The organism is Rhizobium oryziradicis, from assembly GCF_001939045.1.
Classification (GTDB): domain Bacteria; phylum Pseudomonadota; class Alphaproteobacteria; order Rhizobiales; family Rhizobiaceae; genus Allorhizobium; species Allorhizobium oryziradicis.
This window is the reverse complement of record NZ_MKIM01000033.1, coordinates 123976-142391: the sequence shown is the minus strand read 5'-3', so window position 1 is coordinate 142391 and position 18416 is coordinate 123976. Positions and strand designations below refer to the sequence as shown.

The 18416-nt window shown below is 53.6% G+C and carries 16 protein-coding genes; 8 read left to right on the top strand and 8 right to left on the bottom strand.

Annotated elements, in window-relative coordinates; genetic code table 11:
• Positions 1-12: 12 nt before the first annotated feature.
• Entirely contained in the window at positions 13-399 is a 387-nt protein-coding gene (locus BJF95_RS22950; protein ID WP_075641822.1) for a RidA family protein, read from the bottom strand.
• A gap of 113 nt (positions 400-512) precedes the next feature.
• Here BJF95_RS22950 and BJF95_RS22945 point away from each other — a divergent pair, with 113 nt between their 5' ends.
• From BJF95_RS22945 to BJF95_RS22935, 3 genes are all read left to right on the top strand, one after another.
• Complete coding sequence (locus BJF95_RS22945; protein WP_075641821.1) at positions 513-1004, top strand: hypothetical protein; 492 nt, start codon at positions 513-515, stop codon at positions 1002-1004.
• A gap of 134 nt (positions 1005-1138) precedes the next feature.
• The gene (locus BJF95_RS22940; protein ID WP_075641955.1) at positions 1139-2608 is read left to right on the top strand and encodes a M81 family metallopeptidase; all 1470 of its coding nucleotides are present in this window, start codon (positions 1139-1141) and stop codon (positions 2606-2608) included.
• A gap of 1 nt (position 2609) precedes the next feature.
• A complete protein-coding gene (locus BJF95_RS22935; protein WP_139317606.1) occupies positions 2610-3698 on the top strand; it encodes a D-TA family PLP-dependent enzyme in 1089 nt (362 codons plus the stop codon).
• Between the two features lie 79 nt (positions 3699-3777).
• Here BJF95_RS22935 and BJF95_RS22930 read toward each other — a convergent pair whose 3' ends face one another.
• From BJF95_RS22930 to BJF95_RS22910, 5 genes are all read right to left on the bottom strand, one after another.
• Positions 3778-4908, bottom strand: coding sequence for an ABC transporter ATP-binding protein (locus BJF95_RS22930; RefSeq protein WP_075641819.1), 1131 nt, complete (start codon positions 4906-4908; stop codon positions 3778-3780).
• Between the two features lie 100 nt (positions 4909-5008).
• On the bottom strand, positions 5009-6232 hold the full coding sequence (locus tag BJF95_RS22925; protein WP_075641818.1) for an ABC transporter substrate-binding protein: 1224 nt from the start codon (positions 6230-6232) through the stop codon (positions 5009-5011).
• 63 nt (positions 6233-6295) lie between these two features.
• Positions 6296-7156 (bottom strand): carbohydrate ABC transporter permease, encoded by an 861-nt coding sequence (locus BJF95_RS22920; protein ID WP_075641817.1) that lies wholly within the window; start codon positions 7154-7156, stop codon positions 6296-6298.
• Positions 7153-8037, bottom strand: a complete 885-nt coding sequence (locus BJF95_RS22915; protein ID WP_075641816.1) for a carbohydrate ABC transporter permease — start codon at positions 8035-8037, stop codon at positions 7153-7155. Before BJF95_RS22915 ends, BJF95_RS22920 begins: the two co-directional genes overlap by 4 nt.
• A 13-nt stretch (positions 8038-8050) precedes the next feature.
• Positions 8051-9223 (bottom strand): Gfo/Idh/MocA family protein, encoded by a 1173-nt coding sequence (locus BJF95_RS22910; protein ID WP_075641815.1) that lies wholly within the window; start codon positions 9221-9223, stop codon positions 8051-8053.
• 388 nt (positions 9224-9611) lie between these two features.
• Between BJF95_RS22910 and BJF95_RS22905 the strand changes: the two genes are divergently transcribed.
• From BJF95_RS22905 to BJF95_RS22890, 4 genes are all read left to right on the top strand, one after another.
• Positions 9612-10361, top strand: a complete 750-nt coding sequence (locus tag BJF95_RS22905) for a GntR family transcriptional regulator (protein WP_075641814.1) — start codon at positions 9612-9614, stop codon at positions 10359-10361.
• A 76-nt stretch (positions 10362-10437) separates the two neighbouring features.
• Positions 10438-11622: an N-acetylglucosamine-6-phosphate deacetylase gene (gene nagA, locus BJF95_RS22900; protein WP_075641813.1), complete on the top strand. Its 1185-nt coding sequence runs from the start codon at positions 10438-10440 to the stop codon at positions 11620-11622.
• Positions 11619-12542, top strand: a complete 924-nt coding sequence (locus BJF95_RS22895) for an ROK family protein (RefSeq protein WP_075641812.1) — start codon at positions 11619-11621, stop codon at positions 12540-12542. The genes nagA and BJF95_RS22895 overlap by 4 nt, the downstream gene beginning before the upstream one ends.
• A 308-nt stretch (positions 12543-12850) precedes the next feature.
• Positions 12851-13561 carry a TetR/AcrR family transcriptional regulator gene (locus tag BJF95_RS22890; RefSeq protein ID WP_075641811.1) on the top strand — a complete coding sequence of 237 codons (711 nt, stop codon included), beginning with the start codon at positions 12851-12853 and terminating at the stop codon, positions 13559-13561.
• Positions 13562-13605: 44 nt separating this feature from the next.
• On the opposite strand, the gene BJF95_RS22885 is transcribed toward BJF95_RS22890, so the two are convergent.
• Positions 13606-14958 (bottom strand): sigma-54-dependent transcriptional regulator, encoded by a 1353-nt coding sequence (locus BJF95_RS22885; protein WP_075641810.1) that lies wholly within the window; start codon positions 14956-14958, stop codon positions 13606-13608.
• Positions 14955-16814, bottom strand: coding sequence for a sensor histidine kinase (locus BJF95_RS22880; protein WP_075641954.1), 1860 nt, complete (start codon positions 16812-16814; stop codon positions 14955-14957). Before BJF95_RS22880 ends, BJF95_RS22885 begins: the two co-directional genes overlap by 4 nt.
• Positions 16815-17051: 237 nt before the next feature.
• On the opposite strand from BJF95_RS22880, the gene BJF95_RS22875 reads away from it, so the two are divergent.
• The gene (locus BJF95_RS22875; protein WP_075641809.1) at positions 17052-18389 is read left to right on the top strand and encodes a dicarboxylate/amino acid:cation symporter; all 1338 of its coding nucleotides are present in this window, start codon (positions 17052-17054) and stop codon (positions 18387-18389) included.
• The last annotated feature ends 27 nt before the right edge of the window (positions 18390-18416 follow it).

Here is an 18416-nt window from a genome sequence, read left to right as displayed (position 1 = left end):
CCTCGCGGCAGCCTATGTCTTGGATTTATAGGCCACACAATCAATCTCGACCTTGCAATCCACCATCATAGATGCCTGCACGCAGGCGCGCGCCGGCGGGTGCTCACCAAAATAGCCCTGATAGATCTTGTTGAAGGTCCAGAAATCACGCGGATCATCCAGCCACACGCCGCAGCGCACCACGTCTTCCACGCCGTAACCTGCCTCGTGCAAAATCTCCAGCACATTGGCGATGGTCTTGTGTGTTTGCTCGACAATACCACCATTGATAATCTCGCCATTTTCCATGGCGACCTGCCCGGATACATAGAGCCAGCCATCGGCCTCTACCGCCCGCGCAAACGGCAACCTCTGCCCGCCCGCGCCCGCTTTTTCTGCGCCATAACGTTTGATGGTCATGCAACCCTCTTGTAAATTATTTTCGTCACTGATTGACAATCCATCATATTAATCGGATTTTTGCCAGAGAATTTCACCATGTATGAAATTATTTTAGACAAAAGGCGACACAGATGCGCGATCCGTTCAAAAATCCCTTTCCAGCCTCAGACGCAGCGCGCTCATCCATCTGGGATATGCTCGTTTTGCGCGATATTGATGCCTTTCTCGCCGCAGACTGGTCGATGGTCGAGGATGATTTCATTGCAGAAGGCTTCATCGGCGTGAACGGCCAAAAGGATTCGAACCCCGACAATTGGCGCTTAAGCTTTCCCGATCTGCCATCCTATCGCGATGAATGGCTGCGCCAAGCCAAGGATTTTGCCCAGCAAACATTCGCGGAAGATCCTCGTACAGCAATTTTCACCACGACCACGCTGGAATCCATCGAAATTGAAGGCAACACAGCTTTAGTGCGGAAGAAATTTGACGGCGGCATCAAGAAGGCAGACGGCACGCTCGATGTGATGCAATGGCAAACACTGTATTATTGCCGATTGCATGAAGGTCGATGGAAGATTTCCGGTTTCACGGGCTATCTGCCAAACCCGATGGGCAAGATTTAAGTGAGCGCATCGGCCGGAAGGTTGCAAACGCTCTTCCGGTAAATCCGATGCAAAAACAAATACAAGCGTATCATTCTGTTTAAATTACTCGGCACAATACGCTTTCAACACCCATGCGACAAAGGTCAGATCAAGTGCGCATTTTCACCGCCGCCCTCGCCACAGAAACCAACACGTTTTCTCCCATTTGTGTTGACCGTCGCGCATTTGAGGAATCGCTCTACGCCCCTCCCGGCATGCATCCCTCGACGCCAACCCTTTGCACCGCGCCCATCACGGTGGGGCGCGAGGTATGCGCTCAAAAGGGCTGGACCTTGATTGAGGGCACTGCCGCCTGGGCTGATCCCGCCGGATTGGTCAACAAGAAGACCTATGAGGGCTTGCGGGATGAGATTCTTGACCAATTGCGCGCCGCCATGCCCGTCGATGCCGTGGTGATCGGGCTGCATGGTGCCATGGTTGCGGATGGTTATATTGACCCGGAAGGCGATTTTCTCTCGCGTATTCGGGAGATCATCGGTCCCGACATCCTTCTCTGTGCCGAGCTTGATCCCCATAGCCATCTCACAGAAAAGCGCTGCCAGGCCGCAAATTTCTTTGTGGTCTTCAAAGAATTTCCGCACACGGATTTTGTCGATCGGGCCAAAGATCTCTGGAGCATCGCGGTTGATACGCTGGAGGGCCGGGTCACGCCCGTCATGTCGGTTTTTGACTGTCGCATGATCGACGTTTTCCCGACCTCAAAAGAACCGATGCGGTCCTTTGTGGATCAATTGATGGCCACTGAAGCGTCTGATGCCGACGTGCTGTCTTTGTCAGTCATCCACGGCTTTATGGCTGGCGACGTGCCGGAAATGGGCACAAAAATCATTGCTGTCACCAATGGCAATGGCAGCAAAGGCGCAGACCTTGCGCGCACGCTCGGCCTCGAGCTGTTTTCAAAACGCGGCACGTTCATGGTGTCGCAAATTGACGAGAAGCAGGCGGTTGACCAAGCCCTTGCTGCAACCAAAGGCCCCGTTGTCATTGCCGACATCTGGGACAATCCGGGCGGCGGCACGGCAGGCGACGCCACGGTTGTTTTGGCCGAACTCATGGCGAGGGGTGCAAAAAATGTTGCCGTTGGTATGATTTGGGATCCCATTGCCGTGCAAATCTGCATGGCCGCTGGCGAAGGAGCCGAAATCCAACTGCGCTTTGGCGCAAAATCAGCCCCCGGAACCGGAAACCCCATCGATGGTCTGGTCAAGGTTATAAAACTGGTGGCCAATGCCGAAATGACGTTTGGTGAAAGCTTGGCACCCTTTGGCGATGCCGCTCACATTCATCTGGATGGCATTGATATCATCCTCAGCTCCGTGCGCGTGCAAAGCTACGATCCGTCGCTCTTTACCGCCCTTGGGGTCGATCCTTTGACCAAGGATATTCTCGTGGTGAAATCCACCAATCATTTCTATGCCGCTTTTTCAAAAATCGCCTCAGACATTCTTTACTGTTCAGCCGGAACGCCCTACCCCAATAATCCGGCAACCAACCCCTATCGAAGAGTGCGGCGCGATATTTGGCCAATGATGGCCAACCCGCACGGCAATGAGACCATTTGATATGACATTTCTCCGCCCAGAGCCCGGCCAATCCATTTTTACACTCTCAACGCCGCTGCCCGTGATTGATGAAGACAAGTTGCAGGCCAATATTACCCGCGTACAATCCTATATGGATGCACATAATCTGGCCTTTCGCCCCCATATCAAGACGCATAAAATTCCTGCCCTTGCCCATCAGCAGATTCAGGCGGGTGCGAAAGGTATCAATTGTCAGAAAGTCACCGAGGCTGAAGTTTTCGCCGACGCTGGATTTCAAGATATTCTGATTACCTTCAATATTCTCGGCAAGGAGAAGCTTGAGCGGCTCTGCGCTTTGAATGAGAAAATTTCGGACCTCAAAGTGGTGGCCGACAGCAAGGCCACGGTCGATGGCCTTGCCCATTATTTTGCAGGCAAAAAGCCCCTGACCGTGCTGGTCGAATGCGACACGGGCGGCGGGCGCTGTGGTGTTCAAAGCCCGGAAGACGCCGTCCTATTGGCCCATTTGATCCATGACAGCCCGAGCTTGAATTTTGGCGGCTTGCTAACCTATCCCAAGGCGCATTCGGAGCCTGCGGTTGAGGCATTTTTTTCAAAAACCATAGAAGCGCTTAGCGCGCACGGCATAGCCTGCCCCATCGTGTCAAATGGCGGCACGCCAAGCCTTTTCTCGGCCCATCTTGTGCCATCAGCCACAGAACATCGGGCGGGAACCTATCTTTACAGCGATCGTGCGATGGCGGGGGCAGGCCATGGAACATTAGACGATTGCGCCATGCACATTCTGGCAACCGTGGTGTCTCGACCAACGCCCGATCGCGCCATCATCGACGCTGGCTCAAAAGCGCTGACCTCCGACCTGCTGGGCATGAGCGATTACGGCCATATCATCGACTATCCAGAGGCCAGCATCACCGGCCTGTCGGAAGAGCATGGCACTGTTGATCTGAGCAAAATCGCTGGTAAAAGGCCTGAGATCGGAGACAAAATCCGCATTATTCCCAATCACACTTGCGTGGTTTCCAACCTGTTTGATTTCATCACCTTCCACCGCGATGGAGTGGTCACACGGGTAGAAACGGTGGCTGCCCGCGGGCTGGTCTGGTAACTTTTACGCTACTGAATAATACGCAAAAAAGCCCGCCCGGCTTTCCAATACCGGGCGGGCTTTTTTGCATGTAAACCAATCAACCAGCGGCGCGCAGGCCTTCCGGCATGGTTTCGGCCTGCCAATCAATATGCCGCTCCAGCGCATTGCCGTTGCCATCAAACAAATGGCAATCGGATACACGAATGCCGGTGGCAACCGCTTGCTCAACATGCACGGGTGCTGATCCAGGCAAGACCGCGCAATAGGCTTGGCCGCTTGGCAATGTGCAATAGGCAATGGTGCTGATGCCAAGGCGCTCGATGGCGTTGGGTGTCACCGTCACTGTCAAATCGCTCTTGCCGAGGCTGAGGTGTTCGGGGCGAATACCAAGGGTGAGAGACTGACCGATAAGCTCGGAACGGCCGGTGACCGGCAGGGTGGCGATCTGGTCCTGATAGGCAACGGTTACGCCCTCTGCACTCACGCCTTTGCAAACCACTGGCACGAAATTCATGGTCGGATTGCCAATAAAGCCCGCAACAAAGAGATTTTGCGGCTTGTGATAGAGCTCAAGCGGTGCACCCACCTGCGCAATATCACCACCATGCAACACCACAATACGATCCGCCATGGTCATGGCTTCAATCTGGTCATGGGTGACATAGATCATCGTGGTTTTCAATTGGCGATGCAATCGGGTCAGCTCGATGCGCATGTCAGCGCGCAAGGCGGCATCGAGATTGGAAAGCGGCTCATCAAACAGGAAAATCTTCGGCTCGCGCACAATGGCACGGCCAATGGCCACACGCTGGCGCTGACCACCGGAAAGCTGGCCCGGACGCTGCTGCAAACGCTGATCGAGCTGCAAAACCTTGGCGACCGCATCAACCTTTTCGCGAATCTGCGCCTCTGGCATTTTTTCCACCCGCAGAGGAAAGGCAATATTCTCAAACACCGACATATGCGGATAAAGAGCATAGGACTGAAACACCATGGCAATGCCGCGCTCAACGGGCGGCAGAGCATTCACCCGTTTGCCGTCAATCACGATATCGCCGTCCGTTGTGTCATCCAGGCCGGCAATCATGCGCAAAAGGGTAGATTTTCCGCATCCGGATGGGCCGACAAACACCATGAACTCGCCGTCTTTTATCTCCAGCGACACGCCTTTGATGACGTCAAAATGACCATAGGATTTAACGATTTTGTTGAGGTAAAGCTGACCCACGGCTTGGCGTCTCCAGTCAAACGGTCACAGGTCGTGACCAACTCCATTACAAGAAAGGACCGGCTGCAACTTTCTCAAATCACAGCCGGATCTCTGATGCTTACTTATACTGCTCGATTGCAGCTGTTGCCTTTTTCAAGGCGGCGGCAGGTTCAGCTTTGCCGGTCACCACAGATTGCACCATTTCAATCATGGCATTCTGGAAACCCTTGTAATCGGTAAACAGCGGCTCTGGACCACCATAAGCGATGCCATCAATGAATGGTTTCCAGTAAGGCTTGTCCTTGACCAGCTGATCAACGCGCGGCGATGGGCGCAGAGGCGTCAGGCCAGAGTCCGTCGTCAACTCATACTCTTCCTGAGGGCCAGGCGAGGTGATGAATTTGGCAAATTCCTTGGCCTTGTCTTCAACACCAGAACCCTTGAACACCACGAGGCTGTCGGTGATCAACAGCGTGCCCGGACCCTTGGCTTCCGGGCCAAGCGGCAGTGTTGCCACACCCCAGTGAATATCCGTCTTAAGCAAGCGATAGGCGGCACCAGTGCTGTTTTGGATCATGCCAGCCTTGCCGTCGAGGAAGATGGCGCGAATTTCATTCTGCTCATAGGCGGTCGCACCTTCAACAGAGTAAGGCGTGATATCCTTATAGGCCTGAAGGGCTGCCAGCACTTCCGGGCTGTCCATGGTGATCTTGCCATCCTTGTCGATCACCTGTCCATTGTTGGTGTAAACCCAATGCATGAACTGATGCATGGTGTTGTCGAAGGTCTTGGCAGGAAGGCCATAGCCAGCAACGCCGGTCTTTTCCTTAATCTGCTTGGCAAAGGCAATTTCTTCAGCCCAGGTCTTTGGTGGTGTTTCAGGATCCAGACCAGCCTTTTTGAACAGATCCTTGTTCCAGTACAAAGCCTTGGTCGAAAACGCGATTGGAACGCCCCACTGGGTGCCGTCAAATGTCACGGTATCGACGATATGTGGATAATAGCTCTTCTGTTCCTCATCCGTCATTGGCACGGGCACGATCAAATCGTTCTGGGCAAATTCCTTCAGCGTGCGCGAACCAACATAGGCCATGGCAACCGGCGTGCCCGCGGCAGCCAACGTTGTTGCCTTGTCCTGGCACTGGGCCCAGCCGACAACTTCAGGCGCAATTTTCCAGCCTGCGTTCTTTTCTTCCCATTGCTTGATGTATTTTTCGTGCACAGGGTCGATTTTGTCGCCGCAATAGATCCAACTGATTTCCTTATCCGCAGCGAAGCTGGAAAGCGCTGAACCCGCCAGCAACGCAAGCGTGCCGACAATCAGTGTGAGAGATTTTTTCATTGTATGGTTCCCCTTTGTTGACAGTGAAATGTGCCCGGTAGTCTCGAAACCTGAGTTATACGTTTATTTCACAGCCCCCGCGGTCAAGCCGCTGACGAGGTAGCGTTGCAGGAAGAAAATCACGATCATGGCAGGCGTTATGCCCACAAAGCTCGCGGCCATAAGTTCATTCCAGATCACCTCCTGGCGGCCAAAATAGGCAAACAGTCCAATCGGCAACGGCATGAATTCTGTTTTTGAATTGAAGGTCAGCGCAAAGATAAACTGTTGCGCATAGGCACCGATAAAGGTGGTGATGCCAACCACCGCGATACCCGGCATTGCCAAAGGCAAGACCACGCGGCGGAAGGTGTAGAAATAACCAGCGCCGTCCACATAGGCGGCTTCCTCCAACTCGCGTGGAATCCGCATCATATAGGTGCGCAAAAGCCAGATGGCGGACGGGATCAAGAAAGCAACACCCGGTACAATCATGGCGAAATAGGTGTTCAACAACCCCATGGACCGCATCAGCCGAAACAGCGGGATCAGCAACACTGCCCCTGAAAACATGTTGACGGCGAGAAACGCCCCTAGCAACACGCCTCTGCCTTTGAATTCAAACCGGGCAAAGGCATAGGCGGCTGGCACCACAAGGCAGAGCACGACCACAGTGGCTATCGTTGAGATGAAAAACGAATTGAAAATGTAGCGGGCAAAGCCCGGCACATGATCCCACATGGTGTAATAGGCCTCAAACGAGCCATTTTCCGGCCAGAACCGATACGGCGAGGAAAACAGCTGGCTGATCGGCTTCAGCGATACCAGAAAACCTTCGACAAAGGGTGCCAGCACGAAGGTCAAGAACACGGCGATGCCGCAGTAAATCGCGATAATTTCATACCACTTGTAGCGATTGATCATTGCATGTCTGTCAACGCTCATCGGGCAGGCTCCTGAGAAAGGCGGCTGGTGACGCGGAAATAGCAATAGCTGAAGATGGACAGGAAAATGCAGATCAGCACAGCACGCGCTGCCCCTTCGCCATATTTATAAGAGCCGATCGCCGTTTTATAGGTGTCGATAATCATGGTTGTGGTTGAGCCGCTTGGGCCGCCCTGCGTCAAAATCCAGATGATATCGAAGGAATTGAAAGTCGAGATCAGCGACAACATTGACATAGTGATCATCGATGGCACCAGAAGCGGCAGCGTAATGCGCCTAAAACGATAGAAGCGCCCTGCTCCGTCTGTCCATGCGGCTTCATGCAAATCAGATGGAATAGCCTGCATGGCGGCCAGCATGTAAAGTGTCACCATGGGCACACCAATCCACACATCCGTGAAAATTGTCGCCCAGAAGGCGGTAGAACCGTAAGCCAGAAACGCCACCGGACCATCGACCAGCCCGACCCGCTGCAACATGCCCGAAATCATCCCGAATTGGCCGTTATACATCCAGCCCCACATGAAAATGCCAATCGCCATTGGCACAATCCATGGCGGCATGGTGAGGATGCGAAACAGTGTTCGTCCGGGGACTGCAGTGTTCAACAATGTGGCACCGAACGTGCCAATAATCATCTTGATGAGAACGGAGAAGAACGTCCACACGAAGGTGCGGATGATGACGTCGGCAAAAGTATGGTTGAAGATCTTATCGTAATTGACCCAACCAACCCAATTCGTCACCCGTTTCAAGGACGCATCGGTGAAGGACAAAATGAACGTATCAACCAACGGATAGGCAACAATCACCGCGATATAGAGTGCGGCGGGCAGCAACAAACACCAGGCAAAAATGACAGCACTTCGGCGGGCTTCCATCAGATTGGCCCTCTCACGCTGATTGTTTCAATGTCGTGCCGTGCAGGCAGGCATCAAACTGCTCCCAAATCGGTGCCAGATCGACAACCTTGCGACCGATCCGTGCCTCATCAATGGAAAGCGCCAAAATGCCAGCCTCAATAGCGTCCAGCGCCGAAACCGGCTGCTTGGCACCCGTTTTCACAAAGGCCAGCACGTCCATCGCCATTTGCTCGTCAGCGCCGTAATGCTGCGATTTTTCCGAAGGGGCAGAATAGGTGTTTTCAACCACTTTTTCGCTGCTGTGCGCATTATGCACATCCAGAAAACCACGGACAAAATCGCCTTCTGCCATACCTTTTGAACCGACAACGCAGAACCTGCGAAAATGGTCTGGAACATTGAGGTTGGTGTGGAAGGTCATCGACACGCCGTTGTCATATTCAATGATCGCGGTCTGATAATCGATAATATCCGCATCGCTATCAAACACCTTGTCGGCACCAAGCCAACCGCTTGGTTTACGATGATAGACTTCCATATCGTTGATACCGGCATTTTGCGGGGCATTGTCCGGCACAAAGCTTTTGCGACCGCCAAAGCTTGCCACAAAGCGCGGGCGACGCCCAACGACACCATTGTAGAGATCCAGATCGTGGCAGCATTTTTCCAGCATGAAACCGCCGGTGTAGCGACCATAACGCCGCCAATCGCGCATGAAAAACGCGCCGTGATACGGCTCGATATGCTCGGACGCCTCAATGGACACAACATCGCCCAGCAGGCCCTGCTGCTGCGCCGCACGAAGATCACGGTAAAGCGGCGAATAGCGCAACACGAGCCCTACCAAAAGCCGGTCAGAACCATATTGGTGCAGCAAGGATGCCAGTTGCAGACTTTCCTCAATCGAAATGACGATTGGCTTTTCGGTAAAGACAGTCAATCCGGCTTCCAGCCCGATGCGAATATGGTCCAGATGAAGGTGATTGGGCGACCCCACCATCAGGAGGTCGAATTTCTCAGCGGCAATCATCTCCTGCGGGGTATCATAGGCATTCAACACCGGAACACCCGCATCCAACAAACCCGCAAGACCTGCAGGTTCGGGATCGACATAGCCGACAATCTCAAAATCGGGATCAATTTCCTTGAACACCTGCCCCAGATACCCAAGCCGGAAACCAAGCCCAATGACCGCAACTTTCATGCCCTTGACCCTTCAGTCGTAAACTATTTTCACAATGCTGCGAATTAAGGCCGAATTAGTCAAGAGGAAATCCGTTCACTCCTGCATTCATGAAATTTATTTTCACAAACATCCCGAGCGCAGTTGGAATCCCTCTCTGGAAAGGCCAGCAATTCCCGTTTCTTTCTTGTTGTTAAGAAACCATACCAAAAAAATGCCAATCGTCTAGATCGAATTCTTGAATCCTTGCATTTTTAAGGGTATCTGCGTTGAATATGCGCTAAAGGGCGCTTTTGAGGTTAAAAAGACATACCAATTTTCCGATATCGCACAATTGGTATCATCTTGGTATTGACATTAGGGCAAGTTCGCTCAAAGGATAACCGAAACAGGAAGGCGGAGATTGGGAATGACCAACATTGACATCTTCACGCAGCTGCCTTCGCTGAACGGTGGACCGCTCTATTTGAAACTCAAAAAGCGCATTGAAGATGCAATCTCAACGGGCGCGCTCAAGCATGGCGATGCCCTGCCCTCGGAGCGCGACATTGCCGATGCCGCCATGATCAGTCGCGTCACGGTACGAAAGGCGATTGATCATCTGGTCGACGATGGACTTCTGGTGCGCCGCCACGGCTCGGGCACCTTTGTGTTCAAGCCAATGCCGCGCATGCAGCAGCCACTCACGCGCCTGACCTCTTTTTCCGAAGACATGGAAAGACGTGGCATGGTCGGCGGTTCACGCTGGCTTGAGCGCGCGCTGTGCTTTCCAACTCCGGAGGAAACCATGGCATTGGGCCTGTCGGGCAATGCCCGCGTTGCGCGCATCCGCCGTCTGCGAACCGCCAATGACATGCCCATTGCGCTGGAGCGCACCAGTCTGGCTGATGATCTCTTGCCCAATCCGGAAGCGATTGAAAATTCACTCTACGCCTATCTTGGACAATTTGGCATAAGGCCCGTGCGCGCCAACCAGCGGATCTCGGCGGTGGTGCTGAGAGACGATGAAACAGAATTGCTTGGCGTGCCGCAGGGCTCTGCTGCACTTTCGGTGCAGCGCATTGCCTATCTGGAAACAGGGCGTGTCATGGAAATTTCCCGCGCACTTTACCGCAGCGATGCCTATGACCTTGTTGCAGAATTGACGATTGCACGATGAAAAGAAAAGACAAGCCAATTCAATCCATCAAATTGCTGATGGTGACCTATTGCCGCTAAGAAAGTGACGAACCGGAATGACTGCAACGTTTGCCGTAACAGGCGGGAAAATTTTCGATGGCAATCGCTTTTTAGATCAAGCCGCAATGGTGGTCTCGAAGGGCAAAATTGTCAGTATCGATGGTGAAAGCGCTTTGCCCGCCGGTATCAGCAGAATTGATGCTGACGGTGCGTTGATTGTCCCGGGTTTCATTGATCTTCAGGTCAATGGCGGCGGTGGCGTTTTGCTCAACAATCAACCCGATCTGGACGGCATCAGAACAATCTGCACAACTCATGCCCGCTATGGCACGACAGCACTTTTGCCGACCTTGATTACGGATCATGCCTCCGTGCGCGATCAAACACTTCTTGCCGCGCAGGCGGCTTTTGCGGCACAGGTTCCCGGGTTTTTGGGCTTGCATCTTGAAGGCCCGCACCTGTCGTTGAGCCGTAAAGGAACCCATGATCCAGCCTTGATCCGGCCCATGAATGAGGACGATCTGAAAGCACTGTGCCATGCTGCAGGGCGCTTTGGCATCTCCTTGATCACCATCGCACCCGAAAATGTCACCACCGATCAGGTCAAAGCACTGCGGGAGGCGGGTTACACAATCAGTCTTGGCCATACGGATGTGCAATGTGCTGATGTGGCGGCCTATGTTGCAGCGGGTGCCAGCATGGTGACACATCTGTTCAACGCCATGAGCCAATTGGGCAACCGCGAACCGGGTCTGGTTGGAGCCGCCCTTGAAACGCCCGCGTTGTCTTGCGGTTTGATCGCTGATGGTTTTCACGTCGATCCGGTGTCCATGACGATTGCGCTTCGTGCCAAAACCGGCCCCGGCCGGATTTTTCTGGTGACGGATGCCATGTCCAGCATTGGCACCGATGAAACCGGGTTTATGCTCAATGGCCGCCAGATTTATCGCAAAGATGGACGCCTGACGCTGGCTGACGGCACCTTGGCCGGTGCCGATATTGATATGCTGTCTTGCGTGCGGTTCGCACATCACCATTTGCACCTGCCGTTGACCGAGGCCCTCAAGATGGCCTCCCTCTATCCGGCACAAGCCATCAACTGCAACCAGAAGGGCCAGCTTGCCGCCGGATTGGATGCTGATTTTCTGCTGCTGTCGCCCGAGATCGAGTTGCTTTCCACATGGATCGGCGGCAATTGCGTTCACAGCAACGCCCCTATGATGGAGCCAGTTCAATCATGATTGTATGCTTTGACATTGGTGGCACGGCTATCAAAGGGGCCATTGCTTACGCGCCAGACGATATACGGCCCTTTCCGCGCAAACCGACACCGGCCACGGATTTTGATGCGTTTGTCACCACCATGAGCGATATCATTACGGAGGCTGGGGCGCGGCCAGATTGCATTGCGCTTTCCATCTGCGGCATTATCGATCCCGACACCAACCTTGCGGTTGTTGCCAATATTCCGTGCATTCACGGCCGCCCGCTGAAAGCGGATCTGGAAAAAGCCCTTGGATTGCCGGTCCTGATTGCCAATGATGCGGATTGTTTTGTGCTGGCGGAATCAGCAATTGGAGCCGGACGCGGGCATCGGGTGGTGTTTGGAGCCATCCTTGGCACAGGTGTCGGCGGCGGCCTTGTGATTGACGGTCATCTGATCAATCGTGACGGTGGTTTTGCTGGAGAATGGGGCCATGGCCCGGTTGCCGCCACAGAAGCAGGCACACCGCCGTCAAAACTCCCCCGGTTTCAATGCGGCTGCGGCCAAAAGGGCTGCATTGATGCAACATGCAGCGCACGCGGCATCGAAAAACTTCACCTGCATTTGAATAAGCTGACAGCGTCCAGCGAAGATATCGTCAGCGCCTGGGAACAAGGCGATGCTGCGGCCAGCCACACAATCTCGGTTTTTCTGGATGTCATTTCAGCCCCATTGGCCTTGGTGGTGAACATCACGGGCACGACCATTATTCCCGTCGGCGGCGGACTTTCCAATGCTCCGAAGCTGATTTCAGCCATTGATGATGCTGTTCGAAGCCGAATCCTTCGCCGCTTCTCTCGTCCGCTGGTGGTGCCAGCCCAGTGCACAATTGAGCCGGGCTTGATTGGCGCTGCCATTCTCGGCCTGTCCTTGAGCCGAGATAAAACGAATTTATGATTTCAATTCTACCAAAGGTAGTTTATAATTTTAAACACTCCTCATATACTGTGGCTTAAAACCAGTCGGATAAAGAGGTGATTGATGTGCCTTGCACGCACGAGAGTGCCCGTCAGACAACATAAACTTAAGAAAAAATTTGAGAGAGCGACTTTTTCAATCTGGGTGCAATGAATGTCAAAGTTTATTTTTCGTTGAAGGCAGGTTTACATTCGAAACTTGTACAACCAATACAAGTTTTGATTTCACCCTATCGCTCTGTTACTTCGATGCCTATGGATGATTCGAGCTATTGATATGGAGGGGAAATGCGAAAGCGCGATACAACAGCACCCGCCAACCCCACCAAGGTTCATTGCGCCGTGAAACCGTTAAATGAAGTTTTTCAACTGACAGTGAATGGCCGCACCATACGCAGCGCAGAAGCAACCCAAGCTGCAATTCTGGATGCCGCAACCGAAGAGTTTTCCGCCCACGGCTTTTCCGGTGCGCGCGTCGATAGCATTGCTGTGCGCGCAAAGACCAACAAACGCATGCTCTATCACTATTTCATCGACAAGGCAGGACTTTACCTTGCCGTTCTCGAAAGAATGTTCGCGGAAGTGCTTGTTGCTGAGAAGGGCTTGAATCTCAAATCAAAAGAACCGGAAGATGGAATCCGTCAACTAACACTGTTTATCTGGAACTATGTGCTGGAGCATCCGCATTTTGTGCGTCTGGTCAGCACGGAAAACAAACTGAAGGCAGAACACCTCAAAAAATCTGAAAAAATTCCACACATCCACTCGCATTTTGTCGAAGAGCTCACCGATGTCTTGCGCCGTGGCATTGAAAAAGGTGTGTTTCGCCAAGATATCAATCCAAGCATGATCCACCTGACCATATTGGCCATGAGCTTCTACTACATCAGCAACAAACATACAGTTGCGGTCAGCTTTGGCCATGACACATCCAGCCCGGAAGCCACAACGGCTTGGGGAGAGCACATTGTCGCAACCATCCTGGCATCGCTCAAATAAAGCATGTCGTGTTTCATTGTCCTCAATGCAACACGCTGCATAGTTCAGCCCTCGTCTCCTGCCGAGAAGGCTTTGCGCACAATGCCGTGGCGCTGAAGCTTGTCATAAAAGGTCTTGCGCGGAATTTTCAGCGCATCAATGGTTTGTCGCACATCGCCATCGAAGCGGCTGAGCGTATCGCGGATAATATCGGCTTCCAAACGCTCCAGACGTTCGGGCAATGAAAACCCAGACTGCTCAGCTTCGGGTTTGGTTTCTTCAAATTCCTCAAGGCCCAAAACAAAACGCTCCGTAAAATGTGCCAGTTCACGCACATTGCCCGGCCAGTCATGCTGTTGCAGGTAACGCACAACATCTGGCGTCATCACCCGAGGTTCAAGGCGAAACTTTGCTGCTGCACGCTCGACAAAATGTGCAAACAGCAAAGGCACATCCGCACGCCGCTCACGCAGCGGCGGAATGGTCAAGGTCACAACATTCAGCCGGTAATAGAGATCTTCGCGAAACTCTCCCCGCTGGGCGGGATCTCCGAGATTGATCTTGGATGCAGCAACAACGCGCAGATCAACAGGACGCACTTCATTGGTGCCCAGTGGCGTCACTTCACGCATCTCCAGCACGCGCAACATCCGCACCTGGGTGGAGGCTGGCATGCTCTCGATTTCGTCCAGAAAAAGCGTGCCACCGCTGGAGTGTTCGATTCTGCCGACACGTTTTTTCTGAGCACCGGTAAATGCGCCGCTCTCGTGGCCGAACAACTCGCTTTCAATCACGCTTTCAGGCAGCGTTCCACAGTTCAAGGCAACAAAATTGCCCTTGGCGCGCCGGCTTAAACTGTGCAGCAGACTGGCGACCACTTCCTTGCCGCTGCCAGTCTCGCCGGTGACAAGCACGTCAACATCCGTATCGGCAATCTGGCGCAAGGTGCGCCGCAACCGCTCAATGGCAGGGGTCTGGCCAATCAGCGGCAAACCGGACTGAGCATCATCGGCCGCCAGCCGCAGCTTTCGATTTTCCATCACCAAACGGCGCTTTTCCACGGCGCGATGCACGCTTTGGCTCAACCGATCGGTAGAAAAGGGTTTGGTGATAAAGTCGTAGGCACCATCCTTGATGGCCGCAACCGCCATGGCAATATCGCCATGGCCTGTCACCAAAATCACCGGCAGATCCGCATCCATCGTATTGACGCGCCGAAACACTTCCAGCCCATCAATGTCCGGCATGCGAATGTCAGACACGACAACACCGGCAAAATCGCTGGTAATCGCTTGCAAAGCTTCGATGGGCGATAAAAATGCAGCAACATCAAAGCCTGCCAATTCGAGCGTTTGTCGCGTGGCACGCAGGAGATCCTGATCATTATCAATCAGAATAACGCTTGCTGGTCTGTTCATGTCTGAGCTCGCAAAAGATGAATGGTAAATGTGGTGCCCTGCCCGCTGCTCTCCACCAGCAGACGCCCGCCATAGTCGCTGATAATATCGCGTGAGATCACCAGCCCGAGCCCCAGCCCCTTTTCTTTGGAGGTCGAAAACGGGGTAAACAATAGCGGACGAATGTTTTCGGGAATGCCCGGACCATTGTCTGCAACTGTCACGATAATCTCGTCATCCGTTGCCTTTGCTTTCACCTCAACACAGGCATCCGGGGTATCTTGCAGCGCTTCCAATGCGTTTTGCAACAGATTGATCAGCACCTGCTCCAACCTGATCCGATTGCCCTTCACGATGAAATGATCTGGCAGCGCCGGGATGTTCAAGGCATCCAACCTGCCCGCAAAGCGGCTTCGAAGCAGCATCTCCGCACCATCCAGCACATCTCTCAACAATACTGGCTGGGGTGCTGTGCGGCCCTTGCGCGCAAAAGCTTTGAGTTCATCCGTGATCGTTCCGATCCGCTCGGTTAAAGCCGCAATCAGGCTAAGGTTCTCCTGTGCCGGGCCTTCCTGTTTGCGGTCCAAAAACACTTTGGCGTTCTCGGCAAAGGCGCGAATAGTTGCGACTGGCTGATTGATTTCATGGGCAACCCCTGCCGCGACCTGCCCCAAAATCGCAAGCCTGTTGGCCTGCACCAACTCCTGCTGCACGCCCTGCAAGCGGCCCTCGGTGGCTTTATGGCCGGCAATTTCCGCTTGAAGCCGGTCGCGTGCGCGCAAAAGATCATTGGTGCGCTCATCAACGCGCCGTTCCAGTTCGGCCTGATTGGCTTGCGCCCGGGCAAAGCGAATGGCACCCGCCTGCCGTCGCCATAACACCAATGCACAGACAAAGAAAAAGGGCACCAGCACCGCCAGCACCAACAGGCGAAACTCTCTCATCGTTGAAGCAATGACGGCATCAACGGGCACAAGATAGTTCAGCTGCCAGGTTGTTGTCGGAACAGGCATGGAGAGAAACAGATAATTTCCGGCCGTCTCGCCTGGCAGAACGGCCCGCACAAGCATCATCCCCGGCCCGATTGTTTCAGCTTGGTTGAAGGGGAGCGGCGTCAGCGGCGCATCGCCAAACTGCAGACTGGTGCGAATGTCGCGCACTTCATCGGGCAACAGTGTCGAGAGGGTCATGAACCGCCACGATGGAATGCTGGAAATCAGCACCACGCCGCGACGATCGGTAACAAAAGCGCCGCGAGATGCCTCCAGCCAATCACTTTCGAGCTGGTCAAACTCCGCCTTAACCACCACCACACCCACGGGAGCAGCTGAAAGCCCCACCCGACGCGAAATGTAGAGACCGGGACGATGACTGATACTGCCCAATGCAAAGTGCTCGGCAGACCCGCTGCTCATGGACCGCTTGAAATATTCACGGAAAGAATAGTCAACACCGACGAAACTATCGGCCTGCTGCCAATTGCTCGACGCAATGGCCACGCCTTGCGCATTGGTCACGTATAAAACTGATGCGCCTGTGGCCGCAACAAGGCGTTCCAACTTGTCGCTCAAACGGATCACGGCAGCTGAGGTTTTTAAATTCAGGGCGTCCAACACTTGCTGGTCTTCCGCCAGCAACAACGGCAAGGAGCGGGGGCGCTCCAGCACGGCGCGCAGAAACGCAACTTTTAGCCCCGCGCTGACCTTTGCCTGTTCTTCCGTGTCGTTGAGGGCAGAATTGCGCCCATAAACGCCAGCCGCATACAGCCCAAAGCCCGTGACGCACAGTGCAATAAGCGCCAGGAAAAACCATGGCTTTCTGGGCCTTGATGGCAAAGCCGACAAACCCGTTTCTTGATGTTGTGCGCGAACCACCATTTCGGATGTTGTGCATTTTTCCGCACACATTGCAACCGCATGCGCGAACATCCGCGCAAATCTTCAGGCTTCGTTGGAAAAGACTTTGGCTTTTTCTTGTTTTTTCAATGACTTTCTATGTCAAACCCAACTTGGCACGGTCTTTGCTGAGTATAACCAAACATCTGCAGTGATGTTGAAATTTACTGATGCCCCGGGAGGCCGATCCATTCGGTTGGGGCGCTTACGGAGGGTCAGATGCATATAGACACGTCCGCCGCCCCACAGGGTGGCAAGCTTCCATTTTATCGTCACCTGTATTTTCAGGTCATCACCGCCATCATTATCGGCATTGTGCTGGGGCACTATTACCCATCCGTTGGCGAATCGATGAAGCCTCTTGGCGACGCTTTCATCAAGCTCGTTAAAATGGTCATCGCGCCAGTGATTTTTCTGACCGTCGCAACCGGAATTGCCGGTATGAGCGACCTGAAAAAAGTCGGCCGCGTGGCAGGCAAAGCCATGATTTACTTCCTGGTTTTCTCCACTCTTGCCCTGGCAGTTGGGATGTTGGTTTCCAACGTCGTTCAGCCGGGCGCAGGTATGCACATCAATCCAGCCACGCTGGATGCCAAGGTTGTGACGTCTTACGCCCAGAAAGCGCATGACGCGAGCATCACCGGCTTCTTGATGGAGATCATTCCTGATACGATCGTCGGTGCCTTCGCCTCCGGCAATATCCTTCAGGTTCTTTTCTTCTCCATTCTGTTTGGTGTCGCATTGGCCATGGTTGGCGATGCAGCCAAACCTGTCACCAATTTCCTTCAATCTTTGACCGTGCCAGTGTTCAAGCTGGTGGCAATTTTGATGAAGGCAGCTCCCGTGGGGGCCTTTGGTGCCATGGCTTTCACCATCGGCAAATACGGCATTGGTTCGGTGACCAATCTCGCCTACCTGATTGCGACTTTCTATGTCACGTCCCTGTTGTTCGTGCTCGTCGTCCTCGGTGCCGTGGCGCGTTACAACAAGTTCTCCATTCTGGCTTTGATCCGTTATATCAAAGAAGAACTGCTGCTGGTGCTCGGCACATCATCGTCCGAGGCAGCCTTGCCCGGCCTGATGGCCAAGATGGAGCGTGCGGGCTGCAAGCGCTCGGTTGTTGGTCTGGTTATTCCAACCGGCTATTCCTTCAATCTGGATGGCACCAATATCTACATGACATTGGCCGCCCTGTTTATTGCCCAGGCAACAGACATTCACCTGTCTTTCGGTGATCAGATTTTGCTGCTGCTGGTGGCAATGCTGAGCTCCAAGGGTGCCGCAGGCATCACCGGTGCGGGCTTTATCACGCTGGCAGCCACCCTGTCCGTCGTTCCTTCCGTTCCAATCGCGGGCATGGCGCTTATTCTCGGCATTGACCGTTTCATGTCGGAATGCCGCGCGCTGACCAACTTCGTTGGCAACGCTGTTGCAACCGTGGTTGTTGCCCGCTGGGAAAATGAACTTGACGTTGAAAAGTTCAACGCCGCCATGGCTGGTAATTTGCCGGAAGAAATTGATGTGATTGAGGAGCTGCCAGCACCTGCTGCGGCATAAATCCATCTGCCAATTCATAAAAACGCC